The sequence below is a fragment of the Streptomyces sp. NPDC090088 genome (genome assembly GCF_044747345.1).
Lineage (GTDB): Bacteria > Actinomycetota > Actinomycetes > Streptomycetales > Streptomycetaceae > Streptomyces.
This window is the reverse complement of the sequence record NZ_JBIVDZ010000006.1, coordinates 436,890-457,745: the sequence shown is the minus strand read 5'-3', so window position 1 is coordinate 457,745 and position 20,856 is coordinate 436,890. Positions and strand designations below refer to the sequence as shown.

The window sequence follows — 20,856 nt, the reverse complement described above, 5'->3', positions numbered from 1 at the left end:
CGAGGTTGGTGAGTTCGCTAAGCGGGGGCGGGGTGGTGCGGGTGAAGATGGCTGGCTCCTTCTGGCTGGCTCGGTCAGGAGTGACGGGCCCCGGGGCGGCCGGATGCTTGGCGGTGTCGTGGCCGCCCCAGGGGTCGGGCACGGTTCAGCGCCGGTTGTGTTCGCGCAGCAGGGAGCGCAGGACCACGGCGGCGATGGCCACGGAGATGGCCGATACGGCGACGGCGGTCAGGAGCGCGGTGAGGACCACGCCGCCCGTGAGCACGGCGACGACGGCGCCGGTGCTGACGGAGACGGCCGGGAGCGCGGAGCGCCGGGCGGGGGCCGGGTCGTTCGGGGTGTGGGTGTGTGCGGGCGGCGGGGTGGGGCTGTCGGGGTACTTGGGCAGGAACACGGTCAGGCTCTCCTTATCTACTCGTCTAGGTATGCGAGCCGTTTATGACGGTCACGCCGGTACGCGTGCCGGATTCGATGGCGGGGGCCAGGAAGGTGTGGGAGAGCCAGAAGCCGAAGAGGGCGACCAGGACGACGATCCAGGTGCGGACGCCGAGGTACTTGACGGCCGCCCAGGCGAAGAAGCCGAGGACGACGACGAGCGGCAGGTTGAGGGTCACGGGGTGCGGGGTCCTTTCAGCGGACGGGGCAGCGGTGGGTGCGGGCGGCGAGTTCGGCGGCGGCGCGGCTGTCGTAGTCGGCGGAGAAGCCGCAGCGCGGAGCGGTGCAGGCGGCGGTGTGCTTCTCGCGGCCCCGGTCGTCGTAGGCGGTGCCGACCTGGACGGGGCCGATGCGGGTGACGTTGCGGAAGCGGCGGTTGGCGGTCATGAGTCCTGGGTCTCCTTTCAGAGCTGGGCGGCGATGGCTTCGGCCATGGGGGCCGGGACGCCGAGGCGGGCGCGGAGAGTCGGTGTGTCGATGGGGTTGCCGGTGCGGGTGTGGTGCTCGGTGGCGACCTTGCGGGCGTGCGCGACGAGGGCGGCCGGGACCGGGACGATTGGGGGTGCGGGTGGTTGTTCGTCGGCTTGCGTCTCGGGAGTCGGTTCGGGCTCTTGCTCCTGGTCGTCGTCAGTGGTCTCTACAGCTGCGGGTGCCTTTGGGGTCATGTGGGCGAGGAGGGTGCCGCCGAGGAAGGCGACGGCGGGCCATCCGGCGACGAGGATGCGCAGCCAGGCCGGGACGTTGCCAAGGTCGAGGAGGCCGGCGGTGGCAACGTTCGCGCCGAGGGCTGCGACGAGGGCGATGACGAACCAGCACCAGGCGGCGGCTTTCGTGGTGCCGGTACGCAGTCGGCGCCAGGCGGCGACGAGCAGGAGGTCGACGGAGATGGGGTAGGCCCAGGCTTTCCATCCGTCCTGTCCGGCTGCTGAGGCGACGTCGTGGAGGTGGGCGAAGGACAGTGCGGCGGCGATGAGCGCCTGGACGAGCACCGCGTCGACGCGGGCCAGCTGGGCGCGCATGATGCGGCTCCTTCCGGTTTCGGGCATGGAGGGGTAGGGATACGGCGCGAAGAGGCGGGGAGGGGGTCAGTCGGTGACGGGGTGCGGCTGTACGGCCAGGCTCGGGGTGGTGAGCGGTCGTACGGGAACGTCGGGCCGGAAGGGCTTGAGGGCGGGGACGTCGGGGACCAGGTCTGCTGTGTCCTGGCAGATGGCGGCAGCGTCGGCGAGGGAGAGGTAGGGGGTGCGGATGCGGGAACAGCCGCCGGAGGTGTCGCCCGCGACGGCGAGGCGGGTGTCTCGGGGGCGATGGAGCAGGCGGCGTAGACGGCTTCGGGGGCGATGTCGCCGAGGGCCATCTTGGCGGAGGCTTCGTCGTTGACGCGGTGGCAGACGCGGCCGGTGAGCTGGGCGCGGAGCATGGTGGCGCCCTTGCCGAGTTCGGCGCCGAAGCGCTGGCCGCAGACTTCGAGGTAGATGCCGGCCGCGCGGCCGAGCTGGGCGAGGCGGATGAGCTGGGTGACCATCTCGTCGCGTCGGTCCTCGTCCTTGCGGGTGGCGGTGAGGAAGAGTTCGGCGACCTCGTCGATGAACAGGACGATGGGGGTGGGGCGTTGGGTGTCGGGCAGGCCCCAGATCTTGGAGGTGATCTCTTCGTCGAGGGTGTCCGGGGCGATGCCCTGGCGGGCCTTGATCAGGTCGTATCGGTCCTCCATTTCCTTGACGAGTACGGGCAGCAGTTCGGCGGCTTCGTCGGGGTCGGTGGCGAGGGCGGAGAGGCGGGCGGCGAAGGGCGCCAGTTCGACGCCGCGCTTGCAGTCGATTCCGACGAGCGCGACGCCGTCCTGACGGGCGAGCCCGGAGATGAGGTGGCGCAGGTACATGGACTTGCCGGACAGGGTTGCGCCGAGGGTGAGTTGGTGGGGAACGGTGCGGTAGTCGCGGACGAAGGGCATGGCGTCCTCGCGCAGCGCCACTGGCACCTTCAGGAAGCCGCCGCCGGCCTTGCGGGGCATCCGCACGCGCCGCAGGACGTCGTACCCGACGAGCCGCAGTTCCACGACGCCCGGCTTGACGGTGGTGACGTAGACGGCGTGAACTCCCCACGCGTGCCGCAGGCGTTCGGCCGAGGCGGCGACGTCGGCGGGTTCTTGCCCGGGAGCGAGCCGCAACCGGAGTCGTAACCCGGTCGAGGTGGGACGGAGGATGCCCCGGCGGGGCGGGACCGGCCGGATCTCCCGACGGGTGGTGGCCTTGACGGCGAGGACCCTGAGCCGGGAGGGCGCCACGGTCAGGCCGCAGGCGTCCATGACGGAGCCGTACGAGCTGAGCAGGCGGACCGTGGATATCGGGCCGCCGACTGCGGACCAGTAGACCGCCGGGTGCTTGGCCCGGGTGTAGGCGGCCCCGCCACCGAGTGCGGCGAGGGGACCACCCACCTCCAGGAGTGTCGTCAGGTCGGTCATCAGGCGGCAGCCCCGGCGCTGGCCGGGAAGGCGGCCGGGGTCACAGCGGCGGCGCGGTAGGCGATGCCGTGACGCTGCTGGCCGTTGAACACGGACTCCCACGGCCGGGCGACGAGCCCCGGCAGCGAGACGGGCGAGCCGAGGACGAGCCCCTCGGACACGCCTCCCTCGGGAACCGTGACCTTGATCAGGGCGGACTCCCCGTCCTCGATGTAGACGACGCCGATGGTCATCAGCGCCTCACCGCTCACCGCGTCCTTGGCGATCTCGCCGGTCTGGCGGTCGCGGACCTTCGGCTCGGGGGCCTCGGTCAGCAGGATCGTGGCGGCGGTGGTCTCCACACGGATGGTGCGCACAGGACACTCCCTATCTACTCGTCTATACATGTAGCGATCCGTGAACCCGATCTCCCGGGCTCATGACGATCACCCTGCCACGCAACTTGCCCACTCGTCTATACGAGTAAGCATGTTGGGGTGTACGAGTTCAGAAGAACGACCACACGGTCCAAGCAGGGCGGCCGCGGAGGCTTCCCGAGGACCCCCACTGTCAGACCCTTCCGCCATGCTCTGCCCATGCTGATTGCGACGAACGTTCAGGGGCACGCGGTGAAGGACCCCTCCCAGCCGGCGATAGGCACGATGCTCGCGAACCTGGGACAGGGCGACCACCTGATCCTTGAGCGGCAGGACGAGGACCGCGAGGGCGACTGGTACATCCAGGTGCTGTTCCGCGACAACAACACCTACCAATTGGAGTACCGAGACGGCGTCCCCGCAGAGCACTACCAAACCCTGACCGCCTCCCAGGACAAGGCCCGTCAGGCCCTCCTCGACTGGGCAGCCGACAAGCCGCACTGGCGGGACGGCTTCACGTGGAACAACATCGGCGCCATGTTCGGCGCCCCGACTGCTGAGGCCACGGATCAGCCCACCCCCTAGCACCGCACTCCCGCCCATCACGCGATCAGGTCGCGGGGAGCTGGTACGACAGGACGTAGGCGTCCGCCGCCATGACCGTGTCGCAGACTTCGACCGCTCGCCCTTCGGTGTCGAAGGCGGTGCGGACCAGGTGGATCACGGGCACGCCGGCCGCGAGGTGGAGCGTCTTGACCTCGGAGGGCGAGGGCATCCGGGCGCGGATCTCCTCTTCGAAGTGGTCGAGGCGGTGGCCCAGCTCTTCGAGGCGGGCGTAGATGCCGCCGGGACCGGGGTTGGGTTCGGCGATCTGGGTGCCGCGGGCGATGTCGAGGGGGAGATAGGAGGTGGCGAACTCCACCGGCCGCCCGTCCAGCAGATACCGGCGCCGCCGGGCGAGCACGCGGCGGACGGAGCCGAGCCGGGTGGAGACGTCCTGACTGGCCTTCTCTTCCTTCACCTCAAGACTGTCGACCTGCGGGTGACTGCCGGCCGCATCCGCCTCCACGATGAACGCGGACTTCCCCTGCTCTCGGTGCCGCCGGGCGAACCGGTCGGAGGCCAGGCGCCGCACGGGCGGCCGGGGCCGGACGAAGACGCCCTTGCCGTGCTCGGCGTGGACCAGGCCCTCACCGGTGAGGACGGAGAAGGAGTTGCGGACGGTCATCCGGGAGACCCCGTAATGCTCGACCAGCTCCGCCTCGGAGGGCAGTTTCTCGCCCTCGCGGAATCGCCCACGGTCGATCGCCTCGCGCAGCTGGTCGGCGATCTGCCGGAAGACCGCACGATCGCTCGCGGGGTCGAGATCTCCGAGGAGGCCCGAAGAAAGAGGACTCACTGTGTGTACTCCTTTAGGTATCTAGACGAGTGGGCGAGTGAAGTTGCTACGGTGGAGAGCCTAGCCATCCGGGAGGGCAGAGGAACGTGAGCACAGAACGCCCGCACTCCGTGAGCGTCGCCGGGGTCGTCGTCGACGCCCGCGGCCGTGCCCTCCTGATCCAGCGCCGTGACAACGGCCAGTGGGAGCCGCCGGGCGGTGTCCTCGAACGCGAGGAGACCATCCCCGAGGCCCTGCAACGCGAAGTCCTCGAAGAGACCGGCATCAAGATCGCTCTTCCGGCGACCCTGACCGGCGTCTACAAGAACATGACGGGCCTGATCGTCTCCCTGGTCTTCCGCTGCGAGGCCGCCGACGGCACGCCCACGACCGGCGACGAGACCCGCGCCCTGCGCTGGGTCACCCGTGAAGAAGTCTCCGAGCTTGCCGACGAGGCATACGCGATCCGTGTCACCGACGCACTCGACGCGATGACCCCGCCGGCCGTCCGCGCCCACGACGGCGTGAAACTCGTCTAGCCCGAACCCGCTGCACATGGCGGCCTACCAGCACGAAGGAACTTGTATGCACGAGTATACGAGTCAAGTCCGAGTCTGGGGACTGACTTGCCCAGGATTTCCGGAAGAGGTCAGCCGGGCCCGCCGCTGGACGAGAGACATCCTGCGCGCATCGCCCCTGGCCGACGACGCAGCCCTGATCGTGAGCGAACTGAGCACCAACGCGCTCCGGCACACGAGCAGCGGCGGGGAACGCGGCAGCTTCCACCTGGCCCTGGCGGTGGCACCCCAGGTCATCGCCCTGTCGGTCACAGACGACGGAGGAGGCGGCGGCGCCCCGAAGGTCGAGCACCAGGACCAGGACGCCGAGCACGGCCGGGGCCTGGGCATGGTCAGCACCCTCGCGCACAGGGTCGTCGTCCAGGGCGCGGGCGGCGGCTACACGGTCACCGCGGAACTCTTCGTGAACGCCCAGCGGGGAGGCCACCCGTGCTGATGGACAAGCCCCGCCGGGGCTTCTGGTGCGAGTGCTGGACCGAGGACCTCACCGATGGGATGCAGTGGCCGGCACTCCGGGCATCCTTCGACGCCTACTCCGCACCCCAGGCAGACAGATGGGTCGCCATCGCACTACGCACCATCTCACCGGCACTCGACCCGGACGCCTCGGACAAGGTCTGGGCCTGGCTCCACGACGGCCGCGCCGAAACCCGACGCGCCCTCCTGCGCTTAGAACCCTGCACCGTGTCAGTCACCCAGGCCGGTACCCGCATCACGTGGACGATCCGGCCGGTGGTCTTCCTTGCGCTAGCTCATCGACAAGACGTTCAACTCCCACCCTGCGCATACGTCTTCAAGCCCCTCGCAGGGTCCTTGCCCCCGGACGACCCTGATTAGGGTGCTTGCATGAAGGAGACGGGCGGGACAAGGCGCAGGCCCAGGCAGCTCGGAGAGCTTGCCGATGTGTACGACTTCCTGGAGGAAGTCCGGCTCCGACCAGGTATGTGGGTTCACAGCAGCTCCTTGCAGCATCTGAACTCCATGCTCATCGGCTACCGGGTTGCTTTGGGCATCCATGACATCGCGGAACCTTACGACTTCTGGAACCCCGGTACGCAGGGCAACTTCTCCGAGTGGCTGTGGCAGCGCCTGGGCCGCCATTCCGCCCTCGGGTGGGCAACGGAGATCGAACGTGAGGCGGAGCGTCTAGGCAGGCCCGGCATGGAGATGCTCTTCGAGCTCTTGGACGAGTTCCGCACCAGCAACCACCAGTTCCGGGATGAGTCGGAGACCAGCATCCGCGTCCGGGCGGAGGCTCAACAGCCCCTCGCCTCAGACTGAGTTACAACTTTCTCTACTGGTTCAAGGCGGCTCGCTCCGCTCCCCGCGCGCGGCCCGGCCCCCGGCCGGGCCGCGCTCCTGTCTCCGCCCCGCTCCAGCCCGGCCGGCGCCCGTGCCGCGCTCAAAACATGCAGCCGCCTGATGCCAGAGAAGGGGTACGTCGTGGCTGGGGCGGTCGGCTCCACGGCTTTACGGAGCCACTTTGGCGCGAGCCTCGAAGATCATGGCCCCAACGTCGTGCTTTACCGGGCAGGTCCACAGACTGCCCGACGCGCCGCAAGCTTACGGGGCCATGATCACTCGCGCCAAAGCAGCGCCACCCCAAAGCCGCTCCACCAACCTACGTTTTTCACTCACCCCTGCCGGGCGCTGGTGCGTGTAATAGCCTTGAAAGGTGAGCATGCCACCCTCACCTGATTACGACTACGACGTCTGCCTGTCCTTTGCGGGTCATGAATCAGACTTAAGATCGGCATGTGCTTGTTGCCTCTCGCCAATGCTCTCACTGCCGCCTCCGATTCTCACCCTTAGTTGGAACTGATTGTTGGACTCCCGGATCTCCCAACCAGTAACGCAGGCTGAAATTCACTTAGAACGCCTAACACAATGAGGTGGGTCGGTCTTGGTAGCCGTTTCCGGTCGGCGGGTTCGGCGTTGTCCGCATCATGGGGGCATCGCCATGGATCGTGTCGGATGACCTGTGGGAGCGAATCGAACCGCTTCCGCCGAAGCGGGAGAGACGGTTCAGGTACCCGGGTCGCAAGCCGGTCCCGGACCGGCAGGTGCTGTGCGGGATCCTGTTTGTCCTGCACACCGGCATCCAGTGGGAACACCTACCCCAGGAGTTCGGCTTCGGGTCCGGTATGACGTGCTGGCGTCGGCTGCGGGACTGGAACGAGGCCGGGGTCTGGCAGCGGCTGCACCAGGTGCTGCTGGCCGAGCTGAACGCCGCTGCCCGTCTCGACTGGTCGCGGGCCGTCGTCGACTCCAGCCACGTCAGAGCGCTAAAAGGGGGCTCCAGACAGGCCCGTCCCCAGTTGACCGAGGACGGGCCGGCTCCAAGCACCACCTGATCACCGACGGCCACGGCACCCCGCTTGCGATCATCCTCACCGGCGGCAACCGCAACGACGTCACTCAGCTCATGCCCCTGCTCGACGCCATCCCAGCAGTCCGGGGCAGAGTCGGGCGGCCACGCCGCAAGCCCGATTCCGTCTTCGCTGACCGCGGCTACGACCATGACACCTACCGCGACCAGGTTCGGGCCCACCAGATCGTCCCTGCAATCGCCCGCCGCGGAACATCTCACGGGAGTGGACTTGGAACCTACCGGTGGGTCGTCGAGCGAACCTTCGCCTGGCTCCACGGCTTCAGACGCCTCCGCGTTCGTTGGGAACGACGAGCCGACATCCACGAAGCATTGCTCAAACTTGCCTGCTGCCTGATCACACAGCGGCAACTCGGCGTGTTATGCCGGTCATAGACGCCTGACGAGCTGTCTCCGCCCACTACAGCGGCTCTGACTCCAAGAAGGTACGCATCTCGATGGCAAGGCGGCGCATGTCCTCTCCCGGGGCATGGCTGGTCGTCATTTCGAAACGCCACTCCTCGTCGGGGAGACGGTCGTGCAACCCCCAGGCCAATCGGACGTGTGATCCTGCGTGCTCGGCAGATAGCGTCAAGTCGCCTTCAAGCGAGCGCCAGGTCTTGGCACCCTTCCATCCTCGAAACTCTTCCGCCAACTCGGCAAGGAAGACGTCGAGCCCGTCACCGTCCCAGGTCCTCACCATGACCTCGATCCGCGCCGACTCTCCTTGAGCTGTCACGAGGAAGTCGCGCAGCAGGTCATCACGCTCGTCGGGGAAGGAGCGTGTCAGCTGGTGGAAGCGCAGGCTGATCGCTCGATAGCGGTCACCTCCGACGCGGACACCCGGGTTGATCTCGTCTTCCTCCATCACGGGTGCAGGCTACGGGCGCGGCAGTCTCTGCGACCAGCAGTTTTGTTGCCCTTAGCTGGCATCGGCCCTCGGCGTGATCTCAACGTAGTTTCAACGCGGTCATTCTGTTAGGGCCTGTTAGTACCTGCCCCGTCCTTCACTACGTCCGCAATCTGTTCCGCGATCTTGTCGATGGAGTAGTCGGCGGTGCTCAATGCCATCTTGTCGGCGAGCGACGGGCTGTACCGCCTCACGCCATCCGCACTGAGGTTGTGCCAGACCGGCAGAAGAGACTGTTCTCCGGCAACATTCCGGGTGACCAGCCCGTCTAGTTCGTGGTTTGTCCAACCCTTGGAGAAAAACGATTCCGAGAGGATGACCACGCCGTAGCGACTGGCTCTGATGCCCTCATCGATCTTGCGGCGAAGGCTATGCCCGATCCGTAATTCCGCCTCATCTAGCCATACACTCACGCCCAGTCGAGTCAGCGCTTCCCGGAGTGGACGAGCAACGACAGCTTTATCTTCGGAAGCGTGAGAGATAAAGACGTCCCATGTCCGCCCTCCCAGTGCCCCGTCAGCAGGTTCCTCCGGTTCGTGAAGAGCGACGGATCTGGCAGCATTTACGTTCTTTCTCGCTTCGACAATGTAGCCTAATTCCGCGTTATTCTTCCAAGTGATCATTTCATGCTTTCGTTGTCGTATGCGAACGGTCGCTCGTGTGGTCCCGATTACAGCCGCGAGTGCAACAGCGCCGCCCCAATGCCCCCCAAATATGCCAGCGGCCGCCATTGCGCTGACGCCAAGCAGGGTCTTTGAGTTGGTTAACGCCTCGACGACGCCGGTAATGGTCTCGAATCCGTGCGACTTAAGAGCGGCGTCATAATCATCCAGCTTAATGTTTACATAGTCTTGAATGTACGCCGGAGATTTTCCCCTCAAGTCCTGATCGAACAGCAGGCGCATTCTGCGAAGTTGACTCACGGATTTCTTATCGCGACGAAATTCCGCAATTTGCCCCCAAGGGGTATTAGATGTATCCACTACCTGCATTTCGATTAATTTGACCTCCACAACATTGGCCAAGTTTACTGACGAAACACCGAGAGGCGCATTCCCTGCATCGATATAATACTGCGGGTCGAGAAGTCGGGGGTACTCTGAATTGATATCGGCAAACATGGGCACACTAGGGATGTTAAGCCCCGATAGTGCGGCATGAGCGGCAACTACATAATCGTCAGCAATCCAAGCCGTTTCTTCATTGTAGCTGGATGGCGGAGCTGTGATTGATTGCTCGAATGAATCCCATTCGCTCCCTCCGGGCCCAGTGTATTCGTTCGCGAGTTGTCGATAGGTGGGCATGAGGCGTTGAAAATCAAATCGCAAATCAGGGGGAACCTCGTGATAGCCTGCGCAAGGCAGTATGCGGTCGAAATAGAGTGCCGCTTGCTTTGCGTTATCCCATGTGACTGCCACAGCTTCGCGCGGATCCAGCATCCGTTTTTACCTCATCTCTCTGCTCGCCGACAGGGTGTCAGTTGCGACTAGTGTCGAAACTTCTAGCCCTAGTCGGGGATATCCGCCTTGCAAGCTGTGCTTGATCGCCAGGTCACCCTCCTTGCCTGACGCCAGTGGCGACTGGGCACACTTTGGGTAGGGCCGGTGCCTCATAGCCCGACCACCATCGTCTCAGTTTCCGACTCGCGTGGGGTCGTTTACGCCCTATCTCGGTGCCCCGGGGGAAGTGGCGACCGTGGTATGAGCACGACAAGCGCACCAATCAAGCAGGGCACGGCGGCGAATCACATGAAAGTTGCCAGCCTGATGAGATCGCTCCTCGGTTGTTGGCCGAGGGGCAGCACCCGAACGCTCCCAATGAGTGCAGCTTGCCTAGCCGAGGGCTGATGGGCTGCGTCTCGTCGCGGACGGATCACGTGCCGTCGAGGGAAGCAACCAGGGGCCCTTATGAGTGCTGTCCGCGTACGCATCGGTGACCATCGATCCACGTACCACACTGATCTTGACTGCCCGTCATTGAACGGGAAGCGAGACACCTGCATGGGTCAGACGTCGATGCCCGAGGATGACGCTAAGGAACAGGGCCTCACAGCCTGCCAACGCTGCAAGGAGTGACTCGCCCGCATCACATCCGGGACCGCACCACGCATCGCGCGGCCACGCGGTGAGGTGAGTGTCTAACTGCGTGACAACGCCGACGAACAGCGGCGGACGAGCGCGAACACCTGCGGACCGTCAGCACAGGTGACAGGCACAGCACCCCACGGCAGCTCCCCCACCCAAGTTGCTTCGGGACGAAGAGGTCCGTGTCCCATCAGCGGCGAACCGCGGAGGACATGGTGGCGCGGGCACTGCGCACCGCAACAGCCGCTCGCTGTTTCGCCTGGCGGGGACCGTACACCTACGCGGCAGGAGTACGACCCACGGTGGCTTGCGTCAATCCGCCGGCTCACACCCAGCCGACAGGGCGCAGCGCATAGTCGGAACCGGAGACCTCGAGTTGGCCTATGGACTAGCTTGCGGCCATGCCGTCGACTCCGAACCCACTGTGGCAGCGCTACGAGCAGTCAGTCCGCACCATGCTGAGCACTCTGGACCCTGCTGCCAAGGCGGTCCATAACGAGTACGTCACCGGCCGCCTAAGCGGCAAGAAGCGCCAGATAGATGTTCTGGCAACTGGGGCGGTCGTCGGTCAGGAGGTGACCGTGGCCGTCGAGTGCAAGCGCCATGGGCGACCGGTCAACATCCAACTAGTGGATCAGTTCATCGGCAAGCTCCTGGACATCGGAGCCGATCGGGGCATCCTTTACTCCTTCGGAAGGTTCACCAGCAGCGCAGTGTCACGAGCTATCGGTTCCTCCAACCCCCATGTGTCAACGATCGCACTCAAGACCCCAGAGATGACCATGCGCTACCTCGCGGCCGCTCCCGGCCTGCCAGCTGATCTCCTGTACCAGGATCCAGCCCCTCAGTGGGTGGAAGAGATGGACGAAGACGCTTTCCGTGATTTCCTTACCACCGGCCGCTGGAACAAGTTTTGGTCTTGAGGCCCCACAGCGCCATCCGCGAAGACCGGGCCGTCCTCGGGCCGTGCGAGGCCACCCGACGCCGACCGACAACGACAGAAGCCCACGGCATCTGAGCAGTTCAGAGCCGTGGGCTTCGTCAGTCCCGCTGGTCAGCGAGACCCTTGATCAGTAGACCGGCCAGTCAGGCTAAACAAAGCAGCAGCGTGCCGGACCATACGAGCAGCCCGCTGCCGGCCTTCCCGTCACCGTGTGTCGAAGGCCAGCACAAGACGGGCAGCCAGCGCGTCGCACCCCAGGTTCCCGCCTGCGCCTCTCGGCCTCAGGTGATCGACTGAACATCCACCTCTGTCAGTGCCCGACCGTACTCTTCGGTCATGCGCAGAGGAGCGATCACACGGCAGTCCGTACTCAACACACTGGCGGAGTACGACGAGTTGGGGCGCGATACCTTCCTTGCGAAGTACGGCTACAGCAAGGCCCGTACATACGTCCTCGTGTATGAGGGCAGGGAATACGACGCGAAGGCAATCGCAGGAGTAGCGCACAAGTGGGACTACGAACGTGCGCTCCAGCCCTCCGAGTTCAGCGGCGGCAAAGCGCACGCGGTGGCATGGTTGGATCGCCTTGGTTTCCAAGTCCAAAGCAGAGTCCTCGATTTCAGCGAGCTCGAATTCACTAATTTCCTCGTGCAGCTACTCGTTAAGACCGGCCACCGGAACGTATCGCAAGACGTCCTCTTGGGGCCAGGGGCGCGTGCGGACATTATCGCCGAGTCAGAGGATGCCGTGTTCGTCATTGAGGTCAAACGCGTGTCACCGCAGACGAACCTTCGCATTGAAGATGTCGTAAATCAAATGAAGCATTACGGTCGTCTCGCCCGGGCAACACAGCATGGCGCCCGCAGGAAGCGCCTCGTTTTGGCAGCTCCTGGAATTTTGGCGAACAAGGGCACGGACCCACTCACAAACAGCGGGATCGAAATTTGGGATGGGCCATGGATCGCTCAGAGGTCGATGGCTGCGGGCCTGAGAGACGAGGCATCCAAGTTCCTCGCTCCAGAATACTTCGAGGAAGCTCCACAGAGTGAAGCCCTCGCCTTGGTTGATAAGCTCATACAGATGCCTGCCGGACGAGCCACCTGGTCGGCCTACCAGCGCCTTTGCCGAGACATCGCAGAATATCTATTCTGCCCCCCTCTAAAATCCCCCGTCTGGGAGAGTTTGGATGACGCCGAGATGAACCGGCGAGACTTCATCCTCCCCAACTATGCCGACACTGGATTTTGGAAATTTATCAGAGATAAATACTTCGCAGACTACGTAGTCGCGGACGCTAAAAATTACACACGCGGGATCGAGAAGCAGGAGATCATTCAGGTCGCCAATTATCTTTCCAAGCATGGAACTGGGCTATTCGCCTTAATTATGACGCGTATAGAGCCCCAGGGGTCCGCAGTCCACGCGATTAAGAGCCAATGGGTGCAACACGATAAAATGATCGTGACTCTTACTGATGCCGACATTGTGCAGATGCTGACCGACAGGTCTTTCGGAATCGACCCCAGTGAGGTAATTCGTCAAAAGATCGAAGATTTCCGTCTAGGGGTCTGACGTCGTTGCATGACGTAGGCGGTACGACGTCCAAATCGCCGCTACCACCTGCACAGCGCACCACGTTCTGACATCCACCGCTGACATCAACGACGCCGGACGGCGGCATACAGCAGCACCCCCGGGCGACCGTCGGACCAGTCGTCGACGGCCCCAGGGGCGGGCGTGGATCGAACTCCTAAAGCGGGTGTCGCAGGTTCGAATCCTGCCGGGGGCACAACGTGTTGCCGCTCCGACCTGGGGTTTCTTCCCCAGAGAGGGGTCCTATTCGGCCTCGGACGTCTCGTCCGGGGCCGTTTGCGTGAGCGGTGCGTGAGCGGACGGAGTGTTGATCTACGAAATACCGCCCAACGGATGGTTTGCGGTGCTTGCCGGTGCCGGAGCCGAGCGGCTTCGGCAGCGGCCCGGTCAGCGTCGGCTCATTGACCTCGGGGTGCAGGAGGGCCCTGGCCTCCGCCAGGTTGGCGACGAAGCCGCACGGCTCCCCCGGCATCGGGACCACCGGAGAGAGTGTGCTCCACGTGCAGATCAGCCCGAACCGCCGACCTGTGCGCAGCGGCCCGGCAGGGCGTGCGCAGACTTCCAGAGGCCCCTACCCGCTGGACTTCGCCTGGCGGGGCCATCGTCACCCCAAAGGGTCTGCGATGGTCGCCGTTTCGCCGACCGCAGCTGACCTCAGAGCCGCCCCGTACCGCGGTCGCGGTCCAAGGATTCCAGTCAACGCTGGGAGCTCAGGTAGTAGGGCCGGTTGTGGGCAGCCACGGGGGGTGACTGGTAGGTCCAGGCGCCGACCGCGGGGGTGTCACCGAGCAGGTGGTGGATGTCGCGGCCGAGGTCGCTGTCGGGGGCATGGACGGTGAGGCGTACGCGGTCGGTGTGGTGGGGGGCGTTCAGGTCGTACCAGCGGTATGGCTGGTAGACGTTCATGGGACCCGCGAGGGCCCGGCCGTCGGTGTCGGTGCCGTAGCCGGTGATGGGGGTGTTGTTGGCGGGAGCGGCCGTCAGGTCGTCCAACTGGGCGGTCAGAGAGATCAGTTGTGTGTCCTCACGCACCAGGGTGTCGTCCCCCGCCACCTCGGCCGTCTTGCAGTGCACGGTCCAGGTCTCGCCCACCGGACCGTTCAGGGACGGCAGGTCGACCTCGAACCAGCCCGGGTACTTCGGCTCGGCGTACAGCTCCCGTCCGGCCGTGATGGCGTACGGGTTGTCGCATACGACGTGGATGCGGGCGATGCCCAGGAGTTTCGTCTGGTCCCAGCCCTGCGCGAACTGCGCGTAGGTCAGCTCGGGGATCCGGTCCGCCTGGGCCGTGGGGAAGGCGATGACGTTGTACTCGATCTCCTGGGTGACGCCCCCGCCGAACGCGTACTGCGCGAAGTAGAGCTGGTAGTTGAGCGAGACCAGGGCCCGGTCGTCGAAAGTGGCGACGGTCAGGGCGGGGTGGTGCTTGGCGAGCAGGTCCCGGACCGGTTCCGCCTCGGTGAGCCAGTCGATGCCGATGTGATGCAACGCACCATAGTGGAAGGGGAGCTGGAAGGGCTCGGTGACGGGCGGCAGGGGCTGCGGGCTCATGCGGGCACTCCTGGGGTACTCATGCGGGAATGTCTGGGGTGAGGGCGGCGGGGCGGTCCCGTTCGACGAGGTCGGCCTCGATGCGCCGGGCGCTGCGCAGAGCAAGGGCGGCCATGGTCAGAGTCGGGTTGGAGGTGGCGACGGAGGGCATGCTGCCGCAGCCCACGGCGTACAGGCCGGGGTGATCCCAGCACCGCTGCCACGAGTCGACCACCGAGGTGCCCGGGGAGGCGCCCATGATGTGCGTGCCGGCCGCGTGGCCGGCACCGCGGTAGCCGTAGCAGCGGCCCTTGTGCTCGAAGCGGCCGGGCCATGCCGACGCGGGCTCGTAGTCGGTGTGGTCCTCGGCGCCGAGCAGGGCGAAGATCTGGTCGGACACGTGCTTGGCGGCGGCCATGCCGTCCTTGACGTGGTCCGACAGATCGTAGGTGACCTGGGGGCGGGGCAGGCCGAGTTGGTCGCGTGCGTGCGGGTGGAGGGTGACGCGGTTGGCGGGGTCGGCGCCCTGCTCCATCTCGAATTGGAACGCGAACTGGCGACGCACACGGTCGCCGACGGCGCGCCGCAGCTCCGCTCCGAACAAACCCTTTTCATGGAGGAGTTGGGCGACGTCACCGTCTACAGGGCCCTTGGCCCACACCCATCCCCAGTTGCCGATCTCGATGCGGAAGGGTGCGCGTGCGCGCCGTTCGGGTCCGGCGCGGAATCCCTCGAAGCCCGAGGTGGAGCCGGGCCCACGGTAGGGGTCGACCGCTTCCGGCATGAGGCCCCAGGTGAGCAGCACCGGGTGGTCCATCAGGTTGCGGCCGACCTGACCGCTGCGGGTGGCGAGCCGGGACAGGAGGAGCAGTCGGGCGTTCTCGATGGCGTGTGCGGCGAGTGCGACGACGTCGGCGTGGACCCGGGTGGGCCGGCCGTCGTACGAGAGGTACTCCACGCCGGTGGCGCGGCCGTTCCCGTCGACGAGTACGCGGCTGACCACGGCCCGGTCGACGAGGGTGACCGAACTCCCCCACTGGCCCTGTGTCTTGAGCGGGGTGTACTTCGCGTACGAGGGGCAGTGCGGGATGCATGTCGCGTTGCCCACGCACCGGCTGACCGGGGCGGGCCGCCCCTGGGCGCCACGCGGAACGTAGCCGCGCCCGCCGTCATAGTCCGGGTCCGGCACGCTGTTGCGGGCCTGTGGGGTGCCGACCACCCGCAGTTCGGCCTCGCCCAGGGTCACCGGGTCCTTCACGCGCCGTCCGTCGAGGCTCGCCGCGAGGAGGCGGTCCAGGTGGCTGGCGGGCAGGGCGCGCATGGGGAAGGTGTAGCCCTCGGGGAAACCGAGCCCGACGTGCGCACGCTGCTCGCCGATGTCAGCGGCTACCCCCAACTCCCGCTCCGCCGCCCGATAATGGGACTCCAGGTCGTCATAGGTGAGCGGCCAGCGGCGCCCGTACCCGAAGGCTTCGGTGTCGAAGTCCTCCGGCAGCATGCGCGGGGTGAGGCCGGTCCAGACGTTGCCGGTCCCGCCGTTGGCCCGGACGTAGCCGCTGGCATACGGGAGCGGGCCGTCCTGCAGCAGATGGCCGGCCGCCCGGAATCCCGGGACGCCGTCCGTGCCCGTCACGTCGGTGACCTCCGGCCAGTCGGCGGCGGGGTGGGGTCGGTGGGCGGAGCCCGGTACCTTCGCGGATGCCGTGGCGTACCGGTCGAGGGCCTCACGGTGGCCCCGCGCGGGGTCGGTGGCGCGCTCCCCGGCCTCCAGGACCAGGACGCGGCGACCCCGGCTGCCCAGTTCCTTCGCGACGAGTGAGCCCGCGATCCCGGCACCCACGACGATCACGTCGTAGTGGCTCACCGGGAGTCCGCCGGGGAGGGGGAAGGGGCGAGGGAAGGGGAAAGGGAAGACGACGGGGAGGCGGCCCAACTTCCGTGCCCGCCCGGTGCGGTGGCGGGAGCGACGAGTCCCGCTGCCTTCCAGACCAGCCCCTCGGCGTAGGCGTGCGCCGACACCACGAAGGGTGACGGTTCCGGCCAACTTCCCGTGTACCACAGGTGGGTGAGGGCGCGGGCGGCACCGCGCAGGTCGTCGTCCAGTTCGCCGAGCGGGCCTCCGCTCGCCCCCAGCAGCCGCCCTAATCGGTCCCGGCCCAGTTGCTCGGCGGCCACGGTCAGGTAGGTCTCTGCGAGTCCCGTGCCCCGCAGCGTCGCCGCGTCGAACCCGGTCAACTCCTGTGACAGCACAATGAAGTCGGCCGTCTCGTCTGTTGTCTGCACGAGGGCAACGGTGCCCCGGCGGCTTGACGACCATGCTGTGCCACCCTCGTATGGCCGGAAACGTACACGGGTGCGAGCGCTGACGCCTGGCGCGCGGCTCGGACGGGCGGATCGCCGCCGTCGCCCAGCGCACGGAGATGAGCGCGGTCCGTGACCACGCTCAGGCCACTCGGAACGTCGGCCTCGGGGCGTCGGACACCGCAGCCCCGCCAGCACCTGCCTCGGCGAGTCCCGCAACAAGGGATCGGCCGGCCAGAACGGATTCAGCACACATGAGGCCGGGAAACCCCGCGAGCGCGTGAGAACCACGGCGGGGTGCGGCCCGGCGGTGGCGGTATTTCCCCAGGCCAGATGGATCGAGCACGCGTTTACGCAGGTCACAGCCTTGACCAGGGAAAACTCCCAACGTGGTCGAGGAAGAGGCCAGTGTGCTCCGGCGTCCAGACCATCACCGACGACGGCTTCTCGCCGGTGTGCTTCCAAGGGAGGATGCGTTCCCCGGTCCACACGAGAGCCTCGGGCCGCTTGCCCGCATCCAACTCGACGTGGGCAGCCGGATCGAAGGTGATGAGCTGCTGAGCGATCGCGGAGTTGAGCGCGGCCCGCAGGGTGGAGCGGACGCGCCGGCGCGTGGCCGGGCCCACGATGCGGCGGTAGGGCTCCATCTCCGCGATTGCCGCCATCATCAGCTTTCGGTGGGCGCGGTGCTCACGGTCCTTCCGGGGGGATCTGGGCAAGGTCCTCGAACGCCTTGCGGCGGGCGGCGTTGCCTTCGACGATCTCGACGTTGGTCTCGGTGACGGCCTCGAATATCTCCGACAGGTGGGCGACTTGGAGGCGTTCGGGCCGGTAGTGCCCGATCCCGGGGTTGAGGTGCACCCCGATGAGCCACGGGCAACGAAGGCGTCTCGCGGTCGAATTGGCAGTCGCCTCAGCAGGTATCGAGAGGCCACAGGTCATCGGCACGGCCTCCCAGCCTCTCTCCTGAAGTGGCGCTCACTCTCTCTGCACTGCTCAGAACGAGGGCGTGAAGCCGACGGACTGGCCGAGGTTGAACGCGGAACCCGGAGTCGGCGGAGTCGTCGGAGTCCACCCTTCACGCAAGGCCACGCGGACCGGGCTTCGTCGATCTTAGGCTAGGTGCGGCTGACGCTGACGCCGCCGATCAGGCCCCAGGCGTCGATCCGGACCGTCGGGCCACCCGGCTCGCTCGGGCCGTCGTCCTTCACTCCGCCCAGGCGCAGCCCGTGGACCTCCACCCGGACGTCGCGGCGGACCTTGAGGCTGACGCCGCCGATCAGGCTCAACTTGGTGATGCGCAGCTCGGCGCCGTCCGGGATGTCGATGTCCGTCAGATCGACGTCGGCACCACCGATGAGGGAAGCGGTGACGGTCCTCTCGTGGAGGGTGGCTCCTGCCAGGCGATGACCGCCGATCAGACTCACCTTGATGTCGGTCTTCTGCGGGTTCTCCCCGTTGCTCTTCGTCATGGGAAGTACCGTACGGACGTCGGCCCGCGGGCCCCAGTGCTCTGCATCCGGTGTTGCGTATGACAGGTGTCAGGCCGGAGCCGACGCCGAACCAGAGTGGAACGCGGCGGGCGTTCCCGGCCGAAGCGGCAGCGACCGGCCCCCCTCCGGCAGCATGGGCCTGGGTGACGGGGAACGGTCACATCGCGAACATGGCCCGAGCAGCTCCCGCGTTCCCTCAAGAGTCGGTGGGTACCCACTGACGCACACCGTGGTCGTCGGTGCCGTACCAGTAGTGAGGCAGGCCCTTGATGCTGCTGGTGCGGAACGGGTGGCCGTGGTCGTCGATGCGGATCGTGCCGGTGCGGCCCTGGGACGACCAGTCGAGTTCCAGGTACCAGTTGCAGTCGTGGGCCTCGGTCGTCGCGGTGAGCTGCAGCACCTCCGGGTCCTCGGCGGAGACGCGGTAGGGGAACTGCACCGCGGGGACGGGCTTTCCGCTGTCGTTGCCGGGGCGTGCGTGGGCGATCGGGCGGTCGACGTCCAGGTCCACGGAGAAGTTGCGGGGCGGCAGATCACTGCCGCAGCCCTGGCCCATGGCGTACGCGTTGCCGGTGACCGGGGTGCCGCGGCTGACGATACGGACCCGGAGGGCCGTGAGGACCACGGCCGTGGACGACTTCCCCTGCACCGAGATCTGCACCATCGCCTGCCGCCCGGGTACCGCCCGCTGCGTCGCCGCCCACACTCCGGCGTCCTGCTGTACCGGCGGCGGGGGCACCTGCGCCGGTTCCTTCGCTATGACGTAGTCGTGCCCGCAACCGCCGTCCCAGATCTGCGAGTCGGCGGTCCACGCGAGCGGCACACCGGTTGGCACGGGGGCGTAGCTCTTCGTCTCCGCCGACGATCCGCCCTTCCACTCGGGGCTCCCTGAAGCCCGTACTCCTGTGGAGGGCGAGGCCGAAGAACGGCTGCGGGAGGAGCCGGCCGCAGTGGCCGAGGGGTGGTGTGACGTACCCGTTCCTGTCGTACGGGACTGACCGGGGGCCTTGGCGGAGTTGTCGTGAGACCGGTCGGCCGACAGCGCCGACATACTGCCCAGCGTCACCAGCAGTACGGTCGCCGTGGCTGCGCCGACGACGGTGCGGCGACGGCGGTACCAGGGGCGTCCAGTTGGGCGGACCGCATCCCCCTGGACCGTCGACTCGCGACTGCCCGGTCCGGGAGCGTCGGAAGCAGGCAGCGCGGCGTCGGGTGCGCCCGCATCGAGTCGCGGTGGTGAACCACTCGTGCCGCCCCCGTCACCACCGGTGCCGTCATCCACATTGCGCGCGCCGCCATCCGCACGCCCCGCCGTCCGGCTGTCCGGGCCCGAAACCCGCTCGTCCCCTGTCGGCTTCAGTGCCCCTTCGGTCTTTGTCGGCTTCAGCGCCCCTTCGGTCTTTGCCGGTTCCGCTGCCTCCTCACCCGCCTTCGGCCGCTGTCGTGCCGTCACCGCGAGCAGCCACAGGCGGTGCAGATCGAGGCGTTCCTCCTGTGTCGCCCCGCAGAAGGCGGCCAGGCGCTCCACCGGGGCGTAGTCCTGCGGGACCGCCTCGCCCGCGCAGTAGCGGTGCAGCGTGGAGGTGTTCATGCCGAGGCGCCGGGCCAGGGAGCCGTAGCTCCGGTCCGTGCGGTCCTTCAGTCGGCGCAGCAGCGCCGCGAACTGCTCGACGTCGTCCCCGGTCGACACTCTTTCCCAGTCCTCCCGCTCGTCCCCGTATCCCAGGCGGTCCATACACCTGCACGTCAGATGGGCTGGGATGGTTCCACCGTCGGCGGACGGGCGTCCGGCGTTGCGTCGCGCCGTCGTGACGACTGATGCTCTTGGTGTCGCACCGACCAGGACCGGACCGACCAGCCGGCGGCGGGCGGCACATGACACCCATGCACTCATCCACGGGGGACACCCATGCCCAAGCGCACCCGAGCAGGCCCACTCCTCGCACTCGCCGTCACGGGCTCGCCCTCGGCGCGACGCCCGCCCCACTGGCAGACGTCGCGGCCAAGGCGTCGGCTTCCTCGCGGCGGCCCGTCTCCCGTCGTATCCAAGCCCGTCCTGAACGGTCGGCGAGGTCACCGCCTGCATACCGGAGGCGGTGGAACAGGACCGCTGTCTGCGCATGGCGCCGGGCGGCGACGGCCCGAACCCGGTACCGGGAGCTCCGTACCGACCTCGACAGGAGTGACCGTCCGTCAGGTCAGCGTGCAGTTGTCCAGGACGGCTAAGGACTACGGCGCGCTGCCTGTCGAGGAGGGCAGGCACGTCTACGGCCTACACATGGTGATCTCCTGGGGCGTCTTTGACACCCTCCTGGCGACTTCGGGCATGCGCCGGTGAAGGCCTTCGAGAAGACCGTGGAGAAGCTCCGCCGACCGGATGACCGGGGCCGCCCTCCGCCACGGGGGTGGGGAGGGCGGCCCAT

21 protein-coding genes and 2 pseudogenes are annotated in these 20,856 nt (G+C 66.8%); 8 read left to right on the top strand and 15 right to left on the bottom strand.

Translation table 11 applies throughout. The annotated features are described in order from the left end of the window. Positions 1-145: 145 nt before the first annotated feature. The 6 genes and pseudogenes from ACIPSJ_RS29930 to ACIPSJ_RS29905 form a co-directional block, all read right to left on the bottom strand. Positions 146-394, bottom strand: a complete 249-nt coding sequence (locus tag ACIPSJ_RS29930) for a SpdD protein (RefSeq protein ID WP_390979123.1) — start codon at positions 392-394, stop codon at positions 146-148. Between the two features lie 25 nt (positions 395-419). Then, the gene (locus ACIPSJ_RS29925; protein ID WP_401350745.1) at positions 420-614 is read right to left on the bottom strand and encodes a hypothetical protein; all 195 of its coding nucleotides are present in this window, start codon (positions 612-614) and stop codon (positions 420-422) included. Positions 615-630: 16 nt separating this feature from the next. Continuing rightward, entirely contained in the window at positions 631-822 is a 192-nt protein-coding gene (locus tag ACIPSJ_RS29920; protein ID WP_123975881.1) for a mobile element transfer protein, read from the bottom strand. 17 nt (positions 823-839) lie between these two features. Then, positions 840-1,454 carry a DUF2637 domain-containing protein gene (locus ACIPSJ_RS29915; protein WP_401350743.1) on the bottom strand — a complete coding sequence of 205 codons (615 nt, stop codon included), beginning with the start codon at positions 1,452-1,454 and terminating at the stop codon, positions 840-842. 66 nt (positions 1,455-1,520) lie between these two features. Continuing rightward, positions 1,521-2,899 (bottom strand): annotated as a pseudogene (locus tag ACIPSJ_RS29910) (FtsK/SpoIIIE domain-containing protein). After that, positions 2,899-3,255, bottom strand: a complete 357-nt coding sequence (locus ACIPSJ_RS29905) for a hypothetical protein (protein ID WP_390979132.1) — start codon at positions 3,253-3,255, stop codon at positions 2,899-2,901. The pseudogene ACIPSJ_RS29910 and the gene ACIPSJ_RS29905 overlap by 1 nt, the downstream one beginning before the upstream one ends. 219 nt (positions 3,256-3,474) lie before the next feature. Between ACIPSJ_RS29905 and ACIPSJ_RS29900 the strand changes: the two genes are divergently transcribed. Continuing rightward, positions 3,475-3,840, top strand: coding sequence for a hypothetical protein (locus tag ACIPSJ_RS29900; protein WP_401350741.1), 366 nt, complete (start codon positions 3,475-3,477; stop codon positions 3,838-3,840). A gap of 25 nt (positions 3,841-3,865) precedes the next feature. On the opposite strand, the gene ACIPSJ_RS29895 is transcribed toward ACIPSJ_RS29900, so the two are convergent. Continuing rightward, the gene (locus ACIPSJ_RS29895) at positions 3,866-4,654 is read right to left on the bottom strand and encodes a GntR family transcriptional regulator (RefSeq protein ID WP_401350739.1); all 789 of its coding nucleotides are present in this window, start codon (positions 4,652-4,654) and stop codon (positions 3,866-3,868) included. Positions 4,655-4,764: 110 nt separating this feature from the next. Between ACIPSJ_RS29895 and ACIPSJ_RS29890 the strand changes: the two genes are divergently transcribed. The 5 genes from ACIPSJ_RS29890 to ACIPSJ_RS29870 all read left to right on the top strand — a co-directional run bounded on the left by ACIPSJ_RS29890 (position 4,765) and on the right by ACIPSJ_RS29870 (position 7,975). Next, a complete protein-coding gene (locus ACIPSJ_RS29890) occupies positions 4,765-5,172 on the top strand; it encodes an NUDIX hydrolase (protein WP_401350968.1) in 408 nt (135 codons plus the stop codon). A gap of 46 nt (positions 5,173-5,218) precedes the next feature. Next, positions 5,219-5,647, top strand: coding sequence for an ATP-binding protein (locus tag ACIPSJ_RS29885; RefSeq protein WP_401350737.1), 429 nt, complete (start codon positions 5,219-5,221; stop codon positions 5,645-5,647). Then, entirely contained in the window at positions 5,647-6,048 is a 402-nt protein-coding gene (locus ACIPSJ_RS29880; protein WP_401350967.1) for a hypothetical protein, read from the top strand. The genes ACIPSJ_RS29885 and ACIPSJ_RS29880 overlap by 1 nt, the downstream gene beginning before the upstream one ends. A gap of 9 nt (positions 6,049-6,057) precedes the next feature. Continuing rightward, the gene (locus tag ACIPSJ_RS29875) at positions 6,058-6,492 is read left to right on the top strand and encodes a hypothetical protein (protein WP_401350736.1); all 435 of its coding nucleotides are present in this window, start codon (positions 6,058-6,060) and stop codon (positions 6,490-6,492) included. A gap of 665 nt (positions 6,493-7,157) precedes the next feature. After that, a protein-coding gene (locus tag ACIPSJ_RS29870; protein ID WP_401350733.1) for an IS5 family transposase occupies positions 7,158-7,975 on the top strand; the annotation gives its coding sequence in 2 pieces (ribosomal slippage) (positions 7,158-7,497 and positions 7,497-7,975; 819 coding nt in all). A 25-nt stretch (positions 7,976-8,000) separates the two neighbouring features. Here the strand turns inward: ACIPSJ_RS29870 and ACIPSJ_RS29865 are convergent. Together ACIPSJ_RS29865 and ACIPSJ_RS29860 are read right to left on the bottom strand one after the other, a co-directional pair. After that, a complete protein-coding gene (locus ACIPSJ_RS29865; protein ID WP_401350965.1) occupies positions 8,001-8,447 on the bottom strand; it encodes a DUF6228 family protein in 447 nt (148 codons plus the stop codon). 110 nt (positions 8,448-8,557) lie between these two features. After that, positions 8,558-9,928, bottom strand: coding sequence for a toll/interleukin-1 receptor domain-containing protein (locus ACIPSJ_RS29860; RefSeq protein ID WP_401350730.1), 1,371 nt, complete (start codon positions 9,926-9,928; stop codon positions 8,558-8,560). A gap of 1,046 nt (positions 9,929-10,974) precedes the next feature. On the opposite strand from ACIPSJ_RS29860, the gene ACIPSJ_RS29855 reads away from it, so the two are divergent. After that, positions 10,975-11,496 carry a restriction endonuclease gene (locus tag ACIPSJ_RS29855; RefSeq protein ID WP_401350728.1) on the top strand — a complete coding sequence of 174 codons (522 nt, stop codon included), beginning with the start codon at positions 10,975-10,977 and terminating at the stop codon, positions 11,494-11,496. Positions 11,497-11,852: 356 nt separating this feature from the next. Further along, complete coding sequence (locus ACIPSJ_RS29850; RefSeq protein WP_401350726.1) at positions 11,853-13,088, top strand: hypothetical protein; 1,236 nt, start codon at positions 11,853-11,855, stop codon at positions 13,086-13,088. Between the two features lie 717 nt (positions 13,089-13,805). On the opposite strand, the gene ACIPSJ_RS29845 is transcribed toward ACIPSJ_RS29850, so the two are convergent. The 6 genes and pseudogenes from ACIPSJ_RS29845 to ACIPSJ_RS29820 form a co-directional block, all read right to left on the bottom strand. Then, entirely contained in the window at positions 13,806-14,660 is an 855-nt protein-coding gene (locus tag ACIPSJ_RS29845) for a hypothetical protein (RefSeq protein ID WP_401350724.1), read from the bottom strand. A 19-nt stretch (positions 14,661-14,679) separates the two neighbouring features. Further along, positions 14,680-16,503, bottom strand: coding sequence for a GMC family oxidoreductase (locus ACIPSJ_RS29840; protein WP_401350722.1), 1,824 nt, complete (start codon positions 16,501-16,503; stop codon positions 14,680-14,682). Then, a complete protein-coding gene (locus ACIPSJ_RS29835) occupies positions 16,500-16,922 on the bottom strand; it encodes a hypothetical protein (RefSeq protein WP_401350720.1) in 423 nt (140 codons plus the stop codon). The genes ACIPSJ_RS29840 and ACIPSJ_RS29835 overlap by 4 nt, the downstream gene beginning before the upstream one ends. A 404-nt stretch (positions 16,923-17,326) precedes the next feature. Beyond that, positions 17,327-17,807: pseudogene (locus ACIPSJ_RS29830) on the bottom strand (site-specific integrase); the annotation flags it as partial. A gap of 251 nt (positions 17,808-18,058) precedes the next feature. Then, positions 18,059-18,412 (bottom strand): hypothetical protein, encoded by a 354-nt coding sequence (locus ACIPSJ_RS29825; protein WP_401350718.1) that lies wholly within the window; start codon positions 18,410-18,412, stop codon positions 18,059-18,061. A gap of 217 nt (positions 18,413-18,629) precedes the next feature. Then, positions 18,630-20,168 carry a helix-turn-helix domain-containing protein gene (locus ACIPSJ_RS29820; protein WP_401350716.1) on the bottom strand — a complete coding sequence of 513 codons (1,539 nt, stop codon included), beginning with the start codon at positions 20,166-20,168 and terminating at the stop codon, positions 18,630-18,632. Between the last annotated feature and the right edge of the window lie 688 nt (positions 20,169-20,856).

Excerpts from the sequence above, each read along its gene's own strand:
- ACIPSJ_RS29920 (WP_123975881.1), bottom strand. The coding sequence starts at position 822 with ATGACCGCCAACCGCCGCTTCCGCAACGTCACCCGCATCGGCCCCGTC.
- ACIPSJ_RS29915 (WP_401350743.1), bottom strand. The coding sequence starts at position 1,454 with ATGCGCGCCCAGCTGGCCCGCGTCGACGCGGTGCTCGTCCAGGCGCTC.
- ACIPSJ_RS29900 (WP_401350741.1), top strand. The coding sequence starts at position 3,475 with ATGCTGATTGCGACGAACGTTCAGGGGCACGCGGTGAAGGACCCCTCC.
- ACIPSJ_RS29885 (WP_401350737.1), top strand. The coding sequence starts at position 5,219 with ATGCACGAGTATACGAGTCAAGTCCGAGTCTGGGGACTGACTTGCCCA.
- ACIPSJ_RS29880 (WP_401350967.1), top strand. The coding sequence starts at position 5,647 with ATGGACAAGCCCCGCCGGGGCTTCTGGTGCGAGTGCTGGACCGAGGAC.
- ACIPSJ_RS29875 (WP_401350736.1), top strand. The coding sequence starts at position 6,058 with ATGAAGGAGACGGGCGGGACAAGGCGCAGGCCCAGGCAGCTCGGAGAG.
- ACIPSJ_RS29865 (WP_401350965.1), bottom strand. The coding sequence starts at position 8,447 with ATGGAGGAAGACGAGATCAACCCGGGTGTCCGCGTCGGAGGTGACCGC.
- ACIPSJ_RS29860 (WP_401350730.1), bottom strand. The coding sequence starts at position 9,928 with ATGCTGGATCCGCGCGAAGCTGTGGCAGTCACATGGGATAACGCAAAG.
- ACIPSJ_RS29855 (WP_401350728.1), top strand. The coding sequence starts at position 10,975 with ATGCCGTCGACTCCGAACCCACTGTGGCAGCGCTACGAGCAGTCAGTC.
- ACIPSJ_RS29850 (WP_401350726.1), top strand. The coding sequence starts at position 11,853 with ATGCGCAGAGGAGCGATCACACGGCAGTCCGTACTCAACACACTGGCG.
- ACIPSJ_RS29845 (WP_401350724.1), bottom strand. The coding sequence starts at position 14,660 with ATGAGCCCGCAGCCCCTGCCGCCCGTCACCGAGCCCTTCCAGCTCCCC.
- ACIPSJ_RS29825 (WP_401350718.1), bottom strand. The coding sequence starts at position 18,412 with ATGACGAAGAGCAACGGGGAGAACCCGCAGAAGACCGACATCAAGGTG.
- ACIPSJ_RS29820 (WP_401350716.1), bottom strand. The coding sequence starts at position 20,168 with ATGGACCGCCTGGGATACGGGGACGAGCGGGAGGACTGGGAAAGAGTG.